This window comes from Winogradskyella sp., assembly GCF_028289625.1.
Taxonomy (GTDB): Bacteria; Bacteroidota; Bacteroidia; order Flavobacteriales; family Flavobacteriaceae; genus Winogradskyella.
In genome coordinates this window covers 1-17,566 of the sequence record NZ_JANQOM010000038.1, presented here as the reverse complement: position 1 = coordinate 17,566, position 17,566 = coordinate 1, and the positions used below count along the sequence as shown (strand labels likewise).

At 34.9% G+C, this 17,566-nt stretch carries 20 protein-coding genes; 8 read left to right on the top strand and 12 right to left on the bottom strand.

Translation table 11 applies throughout. From position 1 onward, the window contains the following. Positions 1–74: 74 nt before the first annotated feature. Complete coding sequence (locus tag Q0992_RS07850; protein ID WP_299522059.1) at positions 75–566, bottom strand: lipocalin family protein; 492 nt, start codon at positions 564–566, stop codon at positions 75–77. Continuing rightward, positions 566–1,645, bottom strand: coding sequence for a DNA replication/repair protein RecF (locus Q0992_RS07845; RefSeq protein ID WP_299522181.1), 1,080 nt, complete (start codon positions 1,643–1,645; stop codon positions 566–568). The genes Q0992_RS07850 and Q0992_RS07845 overlap by 1 nt, the downstream gene beginning before the upstream one ends. A gap of 260 nt (positions 1,646–1,905) precedes the next feature. Here Q0992_RS07845 and Q0992_RS07840 point away from each other — a divergent pair, with 260 nt between their 5' ends. The 8 genes from Q0992_RS07840 to Q0992_RS07805 all read left to right on the top strand — a co-directional run bounded on the left by Q0992_RS07840 (position 1,906) and on the right by Q0992_RS07805 (position 8,489). After that, complete coding sequence (locus Q0992_RS07840; protein ID WP_299522057.1) at positions 1,906–2,670, top strand: tetratricopeptide repeat protein; 765 nt, start codon at positions 1,906–1,908, stop codon at positions 2,668–2,670. 3 nt (positions 2,671–2,673) lie between these two features. Further along, on the top strand, positions 2,674–3,180 hold the full coding sequence (gene ribH, locus Q0992_RS07835) for a 6,7-dimethyl-8-ribityllumazine synthase (RefSeq protein ID WP_299522054.1): 507 nt from the start codon (positions 2,674–2,676) through the stop codon (positions 3,178–3,180). Between the two features lie 245 nt (positions 3,181–3,425). Further along, on the top strand, positions 3,426–3,641 hold the full coding sequence (locus Q0992_RS07830) for a hypothetical protein (RefSeq protein WP_299522051.1): 216 nt from the start codon (positions 3,426–3,428) through the stop codon (positions 3,639–3,641). 7 nt (positions 3,642–3,648) lie between these two features. Further along, entirely contained in the window at positions 3,649–3,954 is a 306-nt protein-coding gene (locus Q0992_RS07825; protein ID WP_299522049.1) for a hypothetical protein, read from the top strand. Then, positions 3,954–5,804, top strand: coding sequence for a DNA mismatch repair endonuclease MutL (mutL, locus tag Q0992_RS07820; RefSeq protein WP_299522046.1), 1,851 nt, complete (start codon positions 3,954–3,956; stop codon positions 5,802–5,804). Before Q0992_RS07825 ends, mutL begins: the two co-directional genes overlap by 1 nt. 3 nt (positions 5,805–5,807) lie before the next feature. Continuing rightward, positions 5,808–6,572, top strand: coding sequence for a rhomboid family intramembrane serine protease (locus Q0992_RS07815; protein WP_299522043.1), 765 nt, complete (start codon positions 5,808–5,810; stop codon positions 6,570–6,572). Positions 6,573–6,574: 2 nt separating this feature from the next. Beyond that, entirely contained in the window at positions 6,575–7,450 is an 876-nt protein-coding gene (locus Q0992_RS07810; RefSeq protein WP_299522040.1) for a rhomboid family intramembrane serine protease, read from the top strand. Positions 7,451–7,457: 7 nt separating this feature from the next. Continuing rightward, positions 7,458–8,489 (top strand): endonuclease/exonuclease/phosphatase family protein, encoded by a 1,032-nt coding sequence (locus Q0992_RS07805; RefSeq protein ID WP_299522037.1) that lies wholly within the window; start codon positions 7,458–7,460, stop codon positions 8,487–8,489. Here Q0992_RS07805 and Q0992_RS07800 read toward each other — a convergent pair. The 10 genes from Q0992_RS07800 to Q0992_RS07755 form a co-directional block, all read right to left on the bottom strand. Further along, positions 8,478–8,786, bottom strand: coding sequence for a DUF6122 family protein (locus Q0992_RS07800; RefSeq protein ID WP_299522034.1), 309 nt, complete (start codon positions 8,784–8,786; stop codon positions 8,478–8,480). The two genes, Q0992_RS07805 and Q0992_RS07800, sit on opposite strands and share 12 nt — an antisense overlap. A 2-nt stretch (positions 8,787–8,788) precedes the next feature. Further along, a complete protein-coding gene (locus Q0992_RS07795) occupies positions 8,789–9,406 on the bottom strand; it encodes a WbqC family protein (protein WP_299522030.1) in 618 nt (205 codons plus the stop codon). After that, positions 9,406–10,638, bottom strand: coding sequence for a tetratricopeptide repeat protein (locus Q0992_RS07790; protein ID WP_299522027.1), 1,233 nt, complete (start codon positions 10,636–10,638; stop codon positions 9,406–9,408). Before Q0992_RS07790 ends, Q0992_RS07795 begins: the two co-directional genes overlap by 1 nt. After that, entirely contained in the window at positions 10,638–11,942 is a 1,305-nt protein-coding gene (locus Q0992_RS07785) for an AAA family ATPase (RefSeq protein ID WP_299522024.1), read from the bottom strand. Before Q0992_RS07785 ends, Q0992_RS07790 begins: the two co-directional genes overlap by 1 nt. 3 nt (positions 11,943–11,945) lie before the next feature. After that, positions 11,946–13,568 (bottom strand): signal peptidase I, encoded by a 1,623-nt coding sequence (gene lepB / locus Q0992_RS07780; RefSeq protein WP_299522021.1) that lies wholly within the window; start codon positions 13,566–13,568, stop codon positions 11,946–11,948. A gap of 157 nt (positions 13,569–13,725) precedes the next feature. Beyond that, positions 13,726–14,430 (bottom strand): 4-hydroxy-tetrahydrodipicolinate reductase, encoded by a 705-nt coding sequence (dapB, locus tag Q0992_RS07775; RefSeq protein ID WP_299522018.1) that lies wholly within the window; start codon positions 14,428–14,430, stop codon positions 13,726–13,728. A 1-nt stretch (position 14,431) separates the two neighbouring features. Further along, the gene (locus tag Q0992_RS07770; protein WP_299522015.1) at positions 14,432–15,037 is read right to left on the bottom strand and encodes a DUF5683 domain-containing protein; all 606 of its coding nucleotides are present in this window, start codon (positions 15,035–15,037) and stop codon (positions 14,432–14,434) included. Next, positions 15,027–15,926, bottom strand: coding sequence for a ParB/RepB/Spo0J family partition protein (locus Q0992_RS07765; protein WP_299522012.1), 900 nt, complete (start codon positions 15,924–15,926; stop codon positions 15,027–15,029). The genes Q0992_RS07770 and Q0992_RS07765 overlap by 11 nt, the downstream gene beginning before the upstream one ends. Further along, positions 15,926–16,693, bottom strand: coding sequence for a ParA family protein (locus Q0992_RS07760; RefSeq protein ID WP_299522009.1), 768 nt, complete (start codon positions 16,691–16,693; stop codon positions 15,926–15,928). Before Q0992_RS07760 ends, Q0992_RS07765 begins: the two co-directional genes overlap by 1 nt. A 139-nt stretch (positions 16,694–16,832) precedes the next feature. Next, positions 16,833–17,566 (bottom strand): pitrilysin family protein (locus tag Q0992_RS07755; RefSeq protein ID WP_299522006.1); only part of this gene is annotated, 734 nt, incomplete at its 5' end.

The following is a 17,566-nucleotide window of genomic DNA, read 5'->3' as shown; positions in this document are numbered from 1 at the left end:
GCGCCTTCCAGAGTCTTGTACGATGTATGGTGGTCGAAGTGTTCAACATGACAAGTTGTTCTTAGATAAGAATTTTATTCTAAGTTTAATTCAATAGGAGTGTAGCGTTTGTACAAATAGATATTTTTATTTTGATTACTGACTTTGAGATGTGTGGGCGAGGCCTCCAAAACGGTTTCTTTCCATTGGGCATAGGGAGTGGTGTAGTAAACGTTTAAACTGTTATTCTCAACCTTTAAAATAAGGGATTCTGCATCATCTGATGTAAAGTAAGTATCGTTAATACCTGGTTTTAGCTTTTTTCTAAAGCCTTGTAAGCTATCATTGATGCTGATGTAATCTATGGTTTCGTTAAACTGATATTGTTTTTTGGTGCCATTAGCCAGTGTGACTTCTTCAATTTCCCAATAGCCTTCTATATGTTGAATGTACGTTGTGGGATCTTCAGAACAACTAGTTGCTAATAACAGAAGGAATGAGATAATGCAACCATATGTGAAGAGATTGCTGCGTTCCGAATTTTCGGAACTCGCAATGACAGTGCTAATTCTATGTGTAATCTTCATTATAACTTGAATAGTTTATACGATTGGTGAATTTGCTTGACAACATTTTCAGTTCTATCGGCATGGGTATCGCTAATAAAGATTTGTCCAAAATGTGAATCATCAACAAGGCTTATAATTTGTGCGACGCGGTTCTCATCGAGCTTGTCAAAAATATCATCTAACAATAATATGGGAGACACTCCACTTTGTTGCTTTATAAAATCGAACTGCGCCAATTTTAAAGCGATTAAAAAGGATTTTTGTTGGCCTTGGCTACCAAACTTCTTAATAGGAAAATCATCAATTAAAAACGTCAAATCATCTTTGTGTGTGCCTACACTTGTGTACTGTAAAGCTTTGTCTTTATTGAGATTGACTTGCAACAGATCGATTAAATCTCCACTGAACAAATCACTTTTATATTTTAAATCAATATCTTCCTTACTTTGGCTAATCGCTTGGTAACGTTCCTTAAAAATGGGAATAAAAACTTTTAAGAATTCATCACGCTTTTTAAAAATGTCCTTGCTGTAAGTATCGAGCTGTTCGTTATAAATACTTAGGGTATCTGCATTAAAAGTGTTATTAAGCGCAAAGTATTTCAGTAGCGCATTGCGCTGCGATAAGACTTTGTTATAAGCAATGACATTGGTTAAATAGTTCTTATCGCTTTGGGAAATAACGCTATCGATGAACTTTCGTCGTGTATCACTACCTTCAATGATCAAATCGCGATCGGCCGGTGAGATAATGACCAATGGAATAAAACCAATATGATCACTGAATTTGTCATAGGCTTTGCCATTACGCTTAATGATTTTTTTCTGGCTTCGTTTAAGCGATACTATAATTTTTTCTGGGCGTTCGTTTTTGGTAAAACTACCATCGATTACAAAAAAATCGGTACCGTGTTTTATATTCTGTAGTGCAATGGGATTGAAGTAACTTTTACCAAACGCTAAATGGTAAATCGCATCTAGTGCATTGGTTTTTCCGATACCATTAGCACCAACAAAGCAATTGATTTTAGTGTCAAAGTCAAAAACCTGACTTTCAAAATTTTTGTAATTAACTAAAGATAACGTGTTTAGAATCATAAAAGGTGATACCTGTTCCTTGGGTTTAGCATTGTATTTAATGCTCTTAATAATCACGCAAATTATTGAAAAATAACAAATAAATAGGCTTTTAAATCCCAATAAAAATTATATTTTTGCGCACGCAATAATCCGCCTTCGCCTATGCTTCGGCAGGCCAGAAGATGAGATTTAATATTTGACGCTGAGCGTCTGTATATAAGTTAATTCAAATTATCGCCTTAAATATTTGATATTGAGGTTAGTATATTAGACAAGATATGGCAACGTATAAGAAAAGAGGCTATAAACCAAAAACTAAAAAGGAAAAGGAAGAAATTGCTGAGGAAAACTCAACAACAGCTGAGGTATTTAATACATTAGATGAAGGAGCTTCTAAGACAGAAGAGTGGTTTGTTAAAAACCAGAACTATATTGTTGGTGCTATTGCAGTTATAGCTGTAGTAGTTTTGGGTTATTTAGGTTACAATAAATATATTGCTGAACCACAACAAGAAGAAGCGATGAACGAAATGTACCAGGCCAAGAAGTATTTTGAAGATGCGGCAAATGGTATTTCTTCGGATTCTTTGTACACCATGGCATTAAATGGAGGTGAAGGTAAATATGGCATGTTGGATATTATTGATCAATATGGTGGTACACCAGCGGCCAATTTAGCCAATTACTATGCTGGTATGGCTTATTTAAATCTCAAGGATTATCAGAATGCGGTGACTTATCTTAGTGATTTTTCTAGCGACGATAAGATGTTGGGTCCAATCGCTAAGGGTGGTATTGGTGATGCTTTTGTGCAGTTAGAACAACCTACTGAAGCTTTAGAGTATTACGAAAAGGCGTTTAAAGCCAACGTGAATGACTTTACAACTCCAATGTATCTGATGAAGGCCGCTAGAGTTGCTATAGATTTAGGCGACAACCAAAAAGCTTTGGATTATTTAAATCGTATAAAGTCTGAATTTGGTGACTCTACACAAGCTAGTCAAGTTGATGTACTCATAGGAAAAGTAGAAGCAAGCTTATAAAACATGGCTACTGCAAATCATAATTTATCGAATTACGATAAAGCCACAATCCCAAATGCGAAAGATTTTCGGTTTGGGATTGTTGTTTCAGAATGGAATACTACTATTACTGAAGGCCTTTGGCAAGGCGCATTCGATGCTTTAATCGATTGTGGTGCTTTGAAGGAGAACATTGTACGTTGGAATGTTCCTGGGACCTTTGAATTGACTTATGGTGCTGCTAGGATGTCAAAAAGTATCTACGCCGAGTCTGGCATGTTAGACGCCATCATTGTTATTGGTTGTGTAATACAAGGAGAAACCAAACACTTCGATTTTGTTTGTGAGGGAGTTACTCAAGGGATAAAGGATTTAAATGTCAAAGGAGACATTCCGGTCATCTTCTGTGTGCTAACAGATAACAATATGCAACAATCTATAGAACGTTCCGGAGGAAAGCATGGCAACAAAGGTATGGAAGCGGCTATTACTGCAATAAAAATGGCTCAATTACGGAAAGATACTAAGTAGCAGTAAGCAGTGCTCAGTAATCAGTAGGCAGTTACAGTTGACAGTATACAGTGGTCAGTATTCAGTTTGAAATAATAATTGACTTTCAAATACCCAATACCAAATTCCAACTTCGTACTTCTAACTTCATACTTCTAACTTTAATGTGGCATCCTTTTTGTTGATAATTTTAAGGAATCCTTAGGCAATTTTTCTTAGTATTTTAAGTACTTTTGAGATAATCAAGTATTTAATAACGAGAGCACTTGTTTAATCAACGAAAAAATAAGCGGTTTAGTTATAAGCCTCGTTTTCAGGATTCTGAAGAAGTAAAGTCGAGAGAAAGCCTAGAAGCAAAATGGGATGAGTTAAGAGGTAATACCAAGCGTAGAGGAAACATGTTTACGTCATTACCTTTTTTGATTATCGTTTTGGCAGCGCTTTTTATTTTAATTTATATCCTTAACGGCTATATTAAATAATTGAATTATGGGTCCAATTAAATTTACACTTATTAAGAAATTACCTAGAAACAAAAGGTTTAACTATACTCCGCGTTATTATAAAGGTAAAGAAGGTACAGATTCATCTAAATACGCAACTAAGTTTGACGCTTATGCTGATACGTATAATAAGAATGACTTTTCTGGTCAATGGCATGAGCGTAGGCTAAGCAGTAGAAATAGAAATAACTCAGGCTTTAATAGAACTATTCTCATTTTAATAGGTGTTTTTATTTTGATCTTTCTTTACATTATAGATTTTGATCTCTCTATTTTCTCCCTCAAACGCTAATGACAGATATCATTCAACTTTTACCCGACCACGTTGCCAACCAAATTGCAGCTGGTGAAGTGGTACAACGACCTGCTTCTGTAGTTAAGGAACTTTTGGAAAATGCTATTGATGCTGAAGCGACTGAAATAAAGCTGATTATAAAGGATGCTGGTAAAACCTTGGTTCAAGTTATTGATAACGGCAAAGGCATGAGCATCACTGATGCACGTTTGAGTTTTGAACGACATACCACTTCCAAAATAAAAACAGCTGAAGATTTATTTCAAATCAATACCAAGGGGTTTAGAGGTGAGGCTCTAGCGAGTATTGCAGCCATAGCACATGTAGAATTAAAGACCAAACGACCTGAAGATGAATTGGGTACAGCTATAGAAATTGAGGGCAGTAAGGTAAAATCCCAAGACGTCTTCGTAACTCCCACAGGAACTTCAGTGGCTGTTAAGAATTTGTTTTTCAATATTCCCGCAAGACGTAACTTTTTAAAATCCGATACGGTAGAATTACGTCATATCACCGACGAATTTCATCGTGTAGCCTTAGCCCATCCTAACATTGCATTTGTGTTTTATCATAATGGAAGTGAATTATTTCATTTACCTCAAGAAAACTACAGACAACGTGTGGTGCATATTTTTGGAAGCAAAACCAACGAAAAGTTAGTGCCTGTGGAAGAAGATACCGAAGTATTGAAGATTTCGGGATTTGTTGGTAAACCAGAGTATTCCAAGAAAACAAGGTCAGAGCAGTTTTTCTTTGTTAATCAGCGCTTTATAAAAAGCCCTTATCTTAACCATGCGATTAGTGCCGCCTTTGAAGGTTTATTAAAAACAGGTTATAATCCGAGTTATTTCTTAAATCTCACTGTTAATCCCGAAACAATTGATATCAACATACACCCAACTAAAACAGAAATCAAGTTTGATGACGAGCATACCTTGTATGCTATATTGCGTTCAGCAGTAAAGCATAGTTTAGGACAATTTAATATTGCGCCTGTATTGGATTTTGAACATCAAAGCAGTCTCAACACACCATACAGTTATAAGGATAAAGTGGGTAAAGCACCTACTATTGAAGTGGATCGAAGCTTTAATCCGTTTTTAGATGATGCTCATAAAAAAGCCTCTGGAAATACACATTTTAAGAAAAGCCCAGCCACACACTGGGAAAGCCTTTACGTTGGGTTAGAATCTAAGGATAACAGCTTAGAAAATGACTTCAGCAATGTTACTTTTGAAAATGATTCAAAAACTGAAGCTATTTTTAGTGACGATTCTGTTGAAACCAATAAAACAACGTTCCAACTACAACAGAAGTATATTGTCAGTACCCTAAAATCAGGGATGTTAATTGTTGACCAAAACAGAGCACATCAGCGTGTATTGTACGAAAATTTTCTAAAACACGTTACCATTAAGGAAGCTACGAGTCAACAATTGTTGTTTCCGTTGCAATTACATTTTGCACCGAACGAAAGTAAAATCATTAAGGATTTAAAAACAGATTTAGAACATACAGGGTTTGTGCTTTCTGAATTCTCAGACCAAGCCATTACGATAACAGGAGTACCAGTTGGAGTACCTGAAAATGAAGTATCTTCTATTTTTGAGCAATTAATTAGTGATGTTGAGAACGACGTACCGGATGCTAATTTTAGCGCTACGGATTTATTGGCAAAGTCTATGGCAAAAAGCTTGGCCATCAAAAACGGAAAAATACTTAATCATACAGAGCAAGAGCATTTGGTGAATAGCTTGTTTGCTTGTAAGGAACCCAATATGTCACCAACCAACCAACCAACGTTTATCACTATGTCAGTTAATGACATTGAAAAGAAATTTATATAGTCTATGAGATTAGGAATAACTGATGCTGTAAAGCACCTATTGATAATAAACGTAGTAATGTTTATTGGGACTATGGCTATTGGCAACGGTCAATTATTTTATGACTGGTTTGCATTTTATTTCCCAAAGAATCCCATGTTTCAACCTTGGCAGATTTTGACACATATGTTTATGCATGGTGATACATCTCACCTTTTTTTTAATATGCTAATGTTGTATTTAACTGGCGTCTTTGTTGAGTCTGTACTTGGAATGCGCAAATTTTTGCTGTTGTATTTTACTTCGGGATTTGGTGCCCTTCTACTTACGTTTGTAGTAAATTACTTTCAATTTACATTTGCTTTTAATGATTTGCTGGCTGCAGGGTTCAGCGAAAATCAAATTTTCGAAGTTCTAAATTCAGGAGTTTTAAGATATAATTTACAATGGGAGTCGGTACTTAGTGAAAAGGGACTAAAGCACTTAGTAGTAAATTATAGTACGCCGATGGTAGGCGCATCTGGAGCGATTATGGGTGTTTTAGCGGTATTAGGGTTGTTAATCCCTAATAGAGAGGTGTTTTTAATATTTCCGCCCATAAGATTAAAGATAAAGTATTTGGTTGTAGGTATGATTGGTTCAGATTTTATTAGTGCTCTCCTTACGGGAACACCTTTATTAGGACATAGTAATACTGCTTATTGGGCTCATGTTGGCGGGGCTATTACAGGAGCACTGATATTTTTCTATTGGAAAAGAAAAGATATAAATAAAACGCGCTGGAATTAATTATGAATACCGTTCAAAGTTTAAAATATAGATATAATAATCTAGACGTTTTTGGTAAAATTATTACCATTAATATTGTAGTTTTTATTCTTGCTGTTTTACTTACTAGGCTTTTTAAATTAACTTTACTAACGTATTTTGAAATGCCTCCTAGGTTTGGTGATTTTATTCTTCAGCCTTGGTCATTAATCACCTATGGGTTTTTACATTCTGGCATTTGGCATTTACTGTTCAATATGCTCTTTTTATTTTACCTTTCAAGGACGGCCTCCAATCTCTTTAGAACCAAAATGGTATTAAACATTTATTTTCTTGGCATTATTTGCGGCGGCCTTGCTTTTTTGGCTGTTTCTAATATTGTCCCTTCCAATTTCTTAGGTGCCAGTTATGGCAATATGGTTGGAGCTTCCGCGGGTGTTAGTGCCTTATTGATGTTTATAGCGATTTACATGCCAGATTCACAGATTAGATTGTTTAATACGTTTAATGTAAAATGGATGCATATCGCCATCTTTTTTGTTGCGCTAGATGTACTGAGAATAATTATGGGAATTAATCAAGGTGGATATGTAGCACATGTTGGTGGTTACCTATTGGGTTACTATTATGCTGCTAACTTAAAAAAAGGAAAAGATATAGGTACAGGTTTTGAACGTCTTATGGACTCGTTTATGAGTTGGTTCAAACCAAAATCGAACCTTAAAACCGTCCATAAAAGGCGTTCGACTAAATCTACTAGAAGACAAAAGCAAACAACAACAACAAATGATAAACAAAAACAAATAGACGCCATTTTAGATAAAATAAGTAAAAGTGGTTATGATAGTCTAACAGCTAAAGAGAAGAAATTTTTGTTTGAGGCTAGTAAAGACGATTAATAACACCATGAAAAAATTGAAGTTTTTTGGTAAGCTTGTGTTTATTGTCAATTCGTTGGCTGCGGTTTTACTTTTGCTTTCTTATTTATTACCTTATGTGCCTCCTAAGAACTTTGCCACCTTATCGATTTTGAGCCTCGGAGTGCCTCTTTTGATATTAATTAATATGCTTTTTTTTGTGTATTGGTTAATTCAGTTAAAAAAACAAATGTTCTTGTCTCTAATAGTACTTTCCTTGGGCTGGAGCTATATAGGTTCGATGTATAAAATCTCTTCTTCAAAAAAGACTGACGACCCTAATAATCTATCGGTGATGTCTTTTAATGTTAGATTGTTTAATAAATATAACTGGAAGCCTAATAAAACAACAAGAGAAGATATTGTAGACTTCTTTTATGAAGAATTGCCAGATGTTATTTGTATGCAAGAATATACAAGAGGAACGCCCTTAAAGATAGAAAACTATTCAAATTATAACGGAAGTTATACAAAAGATGCTAGACCAGGGCATGCAATTTTTTCTAAAATTCCTATTGTAAACTCAGGGTCCTTAGAGTTTAAGGACACCTATAATAATGCGATTTTTGTAGACGTTGTAAAAGGTAAGGATACCATTAGAGTCTATAATGTTCACTTACAATCTTCAAAAATCAATACCAAAATAGATTATATAAATAGTCAATATTCAAGAGATGTATTTTTAAAACGGGTAAAAGCGGCATTTATAATGCAACAATCCCAAGTGGAACTTTTTTTAGAACATAAATCAAAATGTAAGTATAGGACTATTGTTGCGGGAGATTTTAATAATACGGCTTATTCATATGTTTATAATATAATTAAAGGGGAAGATTTGGTTGATGCCTTTGAAGAGGCAGGCCATGGTTTTGGTAAAACCTATGATTTTAAGTATTTCCCGCTTAGAATCGATTTTATATTAGCCGATAAAGATTTCACTGTAAATGGGTTTAAAACATATTCGGATATTAAGCTATCGGACCATTACCCGATAAAAGCTACTTTGAAATTAGATAAGTAAACAATCGGCACTATCTGCAATAATATGAGCCAATAGACCAATGGCAAAAACTCGCGTTGGTTTTGGTTGTAAAAGAACGATGTAGACTACGATGGCATAGTAAGAGTGGAGTGGGTGAAAATTAATACTGCAACGATTTGGGTCAAATATGGGATTGGCTAACAGGTGGTCTAAATCGATGACAAAAGCTGATAGCATTATCAAATAAGCTTTTGGCCATTTTTTTCTAAAAACCAAAAGAGCGATTACTAAAGGTAACCCAAAATGTAAGCCATAGTGAACACAAAATCTGAGCATGACTATAAATGTTGTCGTTTTAGGTACAACTCTGTATTTGGACCTTCATTGAATAGCAAATCCAAAATACTAAGATTTGGGATAAAACCATGTTTTTCCTTGAATACTTGCGTATAATCATCTAAATGTGATTTTAATTTGTGATTTCGATTGACGAGTAATCGATAATCAATCTTGTCATTTGGTTCTTTTTCAAACACAGAAGTGTTTGAAGTCGCTAAATTAATTTGAAGACTATCTATAAGTATTTCAAAGCACTTTAAATTAAAATCTAAGATGTATGTAAATGATTTTTCAAATAAAGGCATTAAGTCATCAACATAGTATTCGAAAAAAGGGGACGTGCTATAAGCAGACTGTAAAGATTTAAGGTGTTGTAACTGCCAGTTGTCTTCATTAGCAATCTTAACATCCTTATACAGTTGCCTGTTTTTTTGGGTATAGCTCACAGGAACTGTAAGAGCTATTTTTCCATTAGAGCCATATATTTCCGCTCGATTTCTGTAAGATTGTTTTTGGTAATTATCGCAGACTTCAAAATAAACCATCTCTGCATTAACCATAGCTACAAAATGGGCTATGTTTGGGAAATACGCTGGGTACAATAAAATATGTTGCATTAATTAAAGAAGATATTTCCTAACCACGTGTAAGCAATGAACATAATCGCGATAACAACAAGTAAAGTACCATACTCGTAGTCTATAATACCACCAATTATCGGAATTAATAAAATAACTATACCATAGATATACCCTAATAGCTGAGCGTTCTTATTTGAACTTAGTGGACTCCTTGTTAAAGGCAAAATTGCAGCTAATGAAGCAATACTAAATAAAATCAAATAATCGCTTTCAAAAATAAAATTAATGCAGAATGATAAGAGGGAAAGTAGTAATAAGACAAATAGGATTTGCCCACTTAATCTCGAATTTTTATCTAAAAGATATTTTCCATAGTTATCAGACAATAATATCATATTTGATAAAGGTTCCATAATCCAGCTGCCCAAAGCAAACAATAAGTAGGCTATTATGAGCGGTATAGCTAGTATTGAGAGACCCGAAAATGTCAATATTTTCAACGAAAACCTATATATCAAATAAATACCTATAATAAAAATCCATTGGTTTTTCTGAGATTGATTACCAATCCAAAATGCATATCTTAAATACAAATTATAGATTTTGTTTTTGGACTTAACCGCAGTTATCATTCCATTTCTAGCATAGTCATCATTTGGGTCTAGTTTTAAAGCCTCCTTAAAGTGTGTCAATGCTTTTGAAGTATCATTATGCTCTAAATGATTCCAACCAATATTGGCATGAGAATAGGCATTCTCAGGATCATCATTTAGTAAGTTTTCAATAGTCTCTCTAGCCTCTTCTTTACGTTTTAACTTTGTTAATGCCGTTGCCCTTGCATTGAGACAAATTATGCTTTTTGCATTAAGTTTAAGACCTTCTTCAGCTAACAAAAGCGCCTCCTCATACTTTTTTTCGTGAAGTCGTATGTATGATTTATGCCCAAAATAATCTTCGTCATAAGGGTCTAGACTGATAGCTTCATCTATTAGCTCTAGTGCCAAACTCATATTTTCTTCTAAGAAATATATTTTTGAAAGTAGGTAATAAATCCCACTATAATTTGGGGCCTTACTTCTTAATTCGAGAGTCAGAGTCTTGGCTTGTTCTGTTTTGTCTGTTTGAAGGTAAGACTGTGCCAACAAAAATTTTGTTTCAAAATTATCTATATCAACAGCCAATGCATTTTGAAGATAAGGAATAGCATCTTTAAACCTTCCCATCTCAAAGAGTTGAAGACCTCGTTCAAAATTAGCCTCAGAGCCCATTATCTGTTTATGTTTAAATAGGTGAGAATTTCATCATATAGCCCAGAATCGTTAGCATAAAGCGCATAGTTTTTAGCAGAGGCAAACCATTCCTTGGTAGATGGTTTCATTTTTGAAATTGCCTTGGTGAGGTCCTTTGTCGATAACGGCTGAGGTATGCCATCCTTAAACGATGCTTGTAATTTTTCTTCTATAGCCAAATCGATGCTGGAAGATATGTCGGCACCAGAGAAATTCTTGGTCTTCTTAGCTAAAGTTTTGAAATCAATACGTTCTGTGGGTTTTCCCTTTAACTGAATCTGATAGATTGATTTTCTGGCCTCTTGGTCAGGTGGTGCCACAAAAATTATTCTATCGAACCTACCTGGCCTTCTAAATGCAGGATCTATATACCATGGGGCATTGGTCGCACCAAGAACTAAAATACCATCATTATCTGAGTCAATGCCATCTAATTCGGCTAAAAATTGATTGATAACAGTTCTACCAGCAGTTTTATTAATATCATTTCTATTAGCGCCAAGCGCATCAATCTCATCAATGAAGATAACACAGGGCTTATTTTGACGGGCAGTTTCAAAGATTTCGTGCAGATTTTTCTCTGAATTTCCTAGCCACATGTCTAAAATATCATTTATACCAACATTGATAAAATTGGCATCGATTTCTCCAGCTGTAGCCTTTGCTATATGGGTTTTACCACAACCCGGCGGACCGTATAATAGAATTCCACCGCCTATCTTCTTCCCGTAAGCCTTATAGAGCTCTTTATGCAACAAGGGCTTAATTATTTTTAAATCGATTTCTTCTTTTACTTTATTCATGCCACCAACATCATCAAACTTTAAATTTGTTTTTTTAATGAATTTTAGGGCATCATCATCGGTAAAGTCATTATCTATGCCTGTACTTTTAACTTTAAAAATACTTTCAAGAGACTCGTTGCGGTATTTGTTGTCAATTTCCAGAATTTGTTTGTAAATATTTAAGGCCTGATCATATTGATTTAATTGGAGTAAATTCTCGCAATAAAGTTCTAGATAATCAATGTTGTTCTCGTTTTCGATAATTTCTTCAAGAATGACTTCAGTTAAATTATATTTTTCTTGTTCAAAATAACAACTAGCTAAAAGAAATTTATTTGCATTAGTACTTTCGAATTCAATGATTTTAAGTAAATGCATTTCAGCATTTGAATAGTCAAATGCTTGCATGTAGATTTGAGCCACCTGTTTGCGAAGAGGAATATTTTCTGGAGATAAGTCTAATGCTTCCAAAAGGCTATTTAAAAGAGCATTTTCCATAGGTTAAGATTTAGCTTTCTTTTTCTTTCTCCATTTTGTAAAGGCGTAAATACCAATTACTACTACCCAAAATGGAATAAAGTACGATCGTCGTTCTCCAGTACCACTAACCGTAGTGAAAATTCTGTCCCATCTAAAGCTCCAGTTTTTTAGACCATCATTAATCCCATCAATGCTCATCCAAATAAATACAGGTTTGCCAAAAATATGATTGTAGGGTACAAAGCCCCAAGCTCTTGCATCTATGGAGTTATGACGATTGTCTCCCATCATCCAATAATAGTCTTGCTTAAAGGTATAGGAAGTCGCTGCTTTATCATTGATAAAGATTTGATTACCTCTAGTAACCACTTTATTACCTTCATATTCACCAATGGCGCGTTTATAAAGGGGTAAATTTTCCATAGTTAAGTTTAGAGTAGCACCTGCTTTTGGAATCCATATAGGGCCAAAATAATTGTAGTTCCAATTATAATTTGCATCATGCGGAAACACACGCTCATCTTTAATTCCTTTTTCATCAGAAGCATAGGTTACAGATACGACATTTGGATGAACGACGGCTTTATTAGCAGATTCTGGTGTTGTCTGTACTGTATAATTTTTTGTCGTTTCATTAAAGCCAATACCATCTGTAATATCATACTTCTTAAGAAATGGCTTTGTTATTTGATTAAGTTCTGGAAAACTTCTGGCATTAATGTTTTTAAAAACGATATCATGAGAAAACTGAAGTTTTGCTCTATCGGGTAACTCATTCTGTACACCATTGATAAAGACATAACCATTTCTAACTTCTAAGGTATCTCCAGGCAAGCCAACACAACGCTTTACCAAATTGGTTTTTTTGTCAATAGGTTTGTAATAATTACGGTCTGGGTTGAAATCGTTCATATTCAACAAGGTATCCGCTGGCTGATTGAACACCACAATATCGTTACGTTCTACCTTTTCAAATCCTGGTAGCCTAAAGTAGGGGAGTTGTAGTTTGTTTAATAAGGAGGTGTTCTTCTCTTCAAAATTATCATTATACAAATACGATTTGATACCCAATTTCGGTATGGTATCATGTACCATTGGTGCAGCAACAGTAGTCATAGGTCCTCTAGCACCATAATGAATTTTGCTTACAATTAAGAAGTCACCAACTAATAAAGATTTTTCTAAGGATGACGATGGAATCACAAAAGGCTGAAAGAAATAGGTATGTACAATTGTAGCAGCAACTATAGCAAACAAAATAGATGTAATCCATTCGCCTGCCGAGGTTTTTGGTTTTAATTTTCTATTTTCAATATAGTTGACATCTGCGACATAGTTTAAATAGTACAAATAAAATCCAAAGGTAACGATACAAATCAACGCATCTAGTTTGGTGTCTTTACCAAATGCTCTTGCGGTTTCCACCCAAGCCGCTGGAATCATAATAAGATTGACTATTGGTAAGAACATTAAAATAACCCACCACCAAGGGCGAGAAATTATTTTCATAAGTATTATGGCGTTATAAATAGGTACAAAAGCTTCCCAAGCTTGTCTCCCTGCTTTAACATATAGTTTCCATGTCCCTAAGCCATGAATAATCTGTAATATGAGTAAAAAAATAAACCACTCGGTCCAAGTCATAATCTATATAATGATAATTGTCTAATGACAATTGATTAGTTTTTAAGGTTCAAATTTGCAGTTTTTCTTGATGAAATAAAAATCCTAGTTAATTCATTAGCTTCATTTAACAAAGATTTACAACTCTAAAAATGTATAAGATTTTCATCATTCAACATCAGCCATTAATATTTAACACATCTCGCATAGCGAATACACCTTTTTTATCTTTTATCCATTCAGCCGCAACAACAGCACCAAATGCAAACCCTTGTCTGCTATGGGCTGTATGTTTAATATTTATGGTGTCAATATCTGATTTGTAAGTAATCTCATGAGTGCCTGGTACGTCTGGAATACGCTTAGATTCTATAGGGATTTCATTAGATTTTGGTGTATCTAATGTCCAATTATTATAATCGGTATTTTCAATAATTTGTTCGGCCAACGTAATGGCTGTGCCACTTGGTGCATCTAGCTTTTTAGTATGATGGATTTCTTCAATTTCGGTTGAATATCCATCAACAGTTGACATTAATGCACTCAATTTTTTATTGGTTTCAAAAAAGATATTAACTCCCAAACTGAAGTTAGAAGCATACAAAAAAGTCCCGTCTTTAGCGTTGCAATGGTCTATAATGTCGTTGTAATGTTCTAACCAACCTGTAGTACCCGATATTACAGGTATACCAGCATCCAGTGCTTTTTTGATATTGGATACTGCTGCTGTAGGAACACTGAAATCTATGGCGACATCTGTATTAGAAAAATCGAAATTGTCCGTATCATTTTCAATCTTCAGTACTATCTTGTGATGACGCTCAAGAGCAATGGTTTCAATACTCTTTCCCATTCTCCCATATCCTAATAATGCGATATTCATATTAAAATTTAAAATTTAGTGTTACGCCCAAATCCGAGGAATTTTCCATTTGATTGTATTGATAATGTGGACTTAAGGTTAGATTTTCGTCGACATTAAATTGAAGAAGGTGTGCATCAACATTGGCATCAATGATATTTAGGGCATATAAGCCTATTGTGACAAGTAACGAAATTTCTTTGTTGCGCCTAAACTGTTGCTGAGCACGTATTAATCCGTCATCGGATATCAATGGATTACCGTTTGCGTCCGAGAATTCATCATCGGTAAATCCTGCTAATCGCCTTTTGTAGGCATCTCTATAACGGTCAAATTGACTATCGTTTCTTAAATAAAAATAGACTCCAGTACCTATAGCTCCCCAGACAATTGGGATTTTCCAATACTTTTTGTTGTAAGCTTGTCCTGCACCAGGAAAAATAGCAGAGAGAAATGCAGCTTTTGAAGGTCTTAATGGGTCAATTTCTTTTTTCTTGACAAATTGTTCTTCAATGACTACCATTTCGTTTTCCAAGGCAATGCTTGTACTATCTTTTTCCTTTTGTGAAAAGGAAAGCGTAACTGAAAACAAGCACAGTAAAAAAAAGATTTTACTTTTATTTAGCACGTTGCACTAATTTTTTGATTCTATTGAAGTCTTCTTCAGAATGGAAAGGGATGGTAATTTTACCACTACCATTCTTAGCCACTTTAACCTCAATTTTGTGGCCAAAATATTCTGAAAACTCTTTAACCCCTTTTTTGATGTGTTTAGGGACTTCTGTAGATGTACTTTCTGATGGTGATTCGGTGGAATTTAGTTTCTGAACCAACTGTTCCGTGGCTCTAACAGATAATTTATTACTTATTACTTTTTCGTACACCTCAAGTTGATCAATCTGGTTTTCAATATTTACCATGGCCCTACCATGACCCATAGAAATAAATCCGTCTCGCATACCCGTTTGAATGATAGGATCGAGTTTTAATAATCGTAAATAATTTGCAATGGTTGAGCGTTTTTTGCCAACGCGCTCGCTCATTTGCTCTTGGGTTAGGTTAATTTCATCAATCAATCGTTGATAGGAGAGTGCAATTTCGATTGGGTCGAGATCTTGACGCTGAATATTTTCTACCAAAGCCATCTCCAAAGCCTCTTGGTCATTGGCGATTCTTATGTATGCAGGAATGGTCTCTAAACCAATTAATTTTGAAGCCCTGTAACGACGTTCACCAGAAACCAACTGGTAGTTGTTAAACGCCAATTTTCTCACTGTAATAGGTTGAATAACACCTAATTCACGGATAGAAGATGCCAACTCCTTTAACGTATCTTCATTAAAATTTGTTCTAGGCTGAAAAGGATTGACCTCAATACTATCGATGTCTAGCTCAACAATGTTGCCAACGACTTTATCTGCATTTTTATCTTCAGCAGATTTAATATCATTTTCTGGATCCTTTAATAATGCAGAAAGTCCTCGTCCTAGTGCCTGTTTTTTTGTAGCCTTCGCCATTACAATTCATTTTTCTTAATCAGCTCCTTGGCTAGATTTAAATAATTTGCAGCGCCCTTGCTGCTTACATCATAATTTATGATACTCTCACCATAACTTGGTGCTTCGCCCAATCTTACGTTGCGTTGAATAATGGTTTCAAATACCATATCGCTAAAATGCTTTTGTACTTCTTCAACTACTTGGTTCGACAATCGTAAGCGCGAATCGAACATGGTAAGTAGCATACCTTCTATGTCTAACGCTTCATTATGTATTTTCTGTACACTTTTAATAGTATTTAACAGTTTGCCTAAGCCTTCTAGGGCAAAGTATTCGCATTGTATAGGTATAATCACGGAATCTGAGGCTGTCAAAGCGTTGAGTGTCAATAACCCTAATGAGGGAGCACAATCTATTAAGATATAGTCGTACTCCGATTTCAGATTAGAAATTGCTTTCTTTAACATGTACTCACGTTGGTCTTTATCAACGAGCTCTATCTCAATCGCCACAAGGTCGATGTGTGCAGGAATAACATCAACATTTGGAGCATTTGAAGCCGTTATCGCTTCTTTAGCAGATTTAGTGTGTTCTAATACTTGGTAAGAACCAATTTGTACGGCATCAACATCAATACCTAACCCTGAACTCGCATTAGCTTGTGGATCGGCATCTATAAGTAGGACTTTCTTCTCTAATACGCCAAGAGAAGCTGCTAAATTAACAGACGTAGTAGTTTTACCAACACCACCTTTCTGATTAGCAATTGCAATGATTTTACCCATTAAATGATTTGGTTTTAATAGGTCTTAAAAATACAATTATTTATGAGTTTAAGAAATCGAAGTTGTTAACATTGTTAAACAAATAAGCCATCTAAAATATTAGATTTAGATGGCTTATTTTGAGTTGTTTATATTAATTTTATTGTTCTTCAGGCATGAGGACTGCCTTGATGTAACCATTTGTTAAATATTTCTTGGCAATATTATGGATGTCCTTCGCTGTAATGGCGTTGATATTGGTTTCATAATTAACAATGTTATTTAAGTCACTTTGATTGTAATCAGCGCCTCTAATAGCTCCTAACCAAAAACGATTTTGTTCGAGCTGTTCTTTTCTTGTTAATAACAATGCTTTTTTTACTTTATCCAAATCGGTCTCAGTAGGTCCATCCTTAATGATTTTCTCTAATTCTGCAATAGATGCAGTTATTAATTTTTCAGCATTATCTGGTCCGCAAGGGAAGGATATACTAAAATTATAACGGCCATATGGTATTTTACTCAATGAACCTCTTGCACCAGCACCATACACACCGCCTTCTTCTTCTCGCAACTTTTCTATGAGCTTAATACTCAATATTTCACCCAATATGGTCATGGCTCTGGCTTCTTTTACGTCGTATTCTGCCTCACCAGTCCAGGTGAGATTGACTTGACTTTTAGGTTCGGTGCCTTTATTGTAAATAAACTCATGCGAACCCGATTTTGACCTAAAGTCATGTACTTTGTACATTTCGTTTTCGTCAGAACTTGGTAAAGAGGCAATGTATGTTTCGGCATAATCCGCGATTTTTTCTTCATCTACATTTCCTACAAAATAAAAATGGAAATCACCTGCATTAGCAAAGCGTTCTTTGTACTTTTCGTATGCCA

Excerpts from the sequence above, each read along its gene's own strand:
- Q0992_RS07795 (WP_299522030.1), bottom strand. The coding sequence starts at position 9,406 with ATGCAACATATTTTATTGTACCCAGCGTATTTCCCAAACATAGCCCAT.
- Q0992_RS07760 (WP_299522009.1), bottom strand. The coding sequence starts at position 16,693 with ATGGGTAAAATCATTGCAATTGCTAATCAGAAAGGTGGTGTTGGTAAA.
- Q0992_RS07785 (WP_299522024.1), bottom strand. The coding sequence starts at position 11,942 with ATGGAAAATGCTCTTTTAAATAGCCTTTTGGAAGCATTAGACTTATCT.
- Q0992_RS07815 (WP_299522043.1), top strand. The coding sequence starts at position 5,808 with ATGAGATTAGGAATAACTGATGCTGTAAAGCACCTATTGATAATAAAC.
- Q0992_RS07845 (WP_299522181.1), bottom strand. The coding sequence starts at position 1,645 with ATGATTCTAAACACGTTATCTTTAGTTAATTACAAAAATTTTGAAAGT.
- mutL (WP_299522046.1), top strand. The coding sequence starts at position 3,954 with ATGACAGATATCATTCAACTTTTACCCGACCACGTTGCCAACCAAATT.
- Q0992_RS07840 (WP_299522057.1), top strand. The coding sequence starts at position 1,906 with ATGGCAACGTATAAGAAAAGAGGCTATAAACCAAAAACTAAAAAGGAA.
- ribH (WP_299522054.1), top strand. The coding sequence starts at position 2,674 with ATGGCTACTGCAAATCATAATTTATCGAATTACGATAAAGCCACAATC.
- Q0992_RS07805 (WP_299522037.1), top strand. The coding sequence starts at position 7,458 with ATGAAAAAATTGAAGTTTTTTGGTAAGCTTGTGTTTATTGTCAATTCG.
- dapB (WP_299522018.1), bottom strand. The coding sequence starts at position 14,430 with ATGAATATCGCATTATTAGGATATGGGAGAATGGGAAAGAGTATTGAA.
- Q0992_RS07810 (WP_299522040.1), top strand. The coding sequence starts at position 6,575 with ATGAATACCGTTCAAAGTTTAAAATATAGATATAATAATCTAGACGTT.
- Q0992_RS07850 (WP_299522059.1), bottom strand. The coding sequence starts at position 566 with ATGAAGATTACACATAGAATTAGCACTGTCATTGCGAGTTCCGAAAAT.
- Q0992_RS07825 (WP_299522049.1), top strand. The coding sequence starts at position 3,649 with ATGGGTCCAATTAAATTTACACTTATTAAGAAATTACCTAGAAACAAA.
- Q0992_RS07765 (WP_299522012.1), bottom strand. The coding sequence starts at position 15,926 with ATGGCGAAGGCTACAAAAAAACAGGCACTAGGACGAGGACTTTCTGCA.
- lepB (WP_299522021.1), bottom strand. The coding sequence starts at position 13,568 with ATGACTTGGACCGAGTGGTTTATTTTTTTACTCATATTACAGATTATT.
- Q0992_RS07800 (WP_299522034.1), bottom strand. The coding sequence starts at position 8,786 with ATGCTCAGATTTTGTGTTCACTATGGCTTACATTTTGGGTTACCTTTA.
- Q0992_RS07790 (WP_299522027.1), bottom strand. The coding sequence starts at position 10,638 with ATGGGCTCTGAGGCTAATTTTGAACGAGGTCTTCAACTCTTTGAGATG.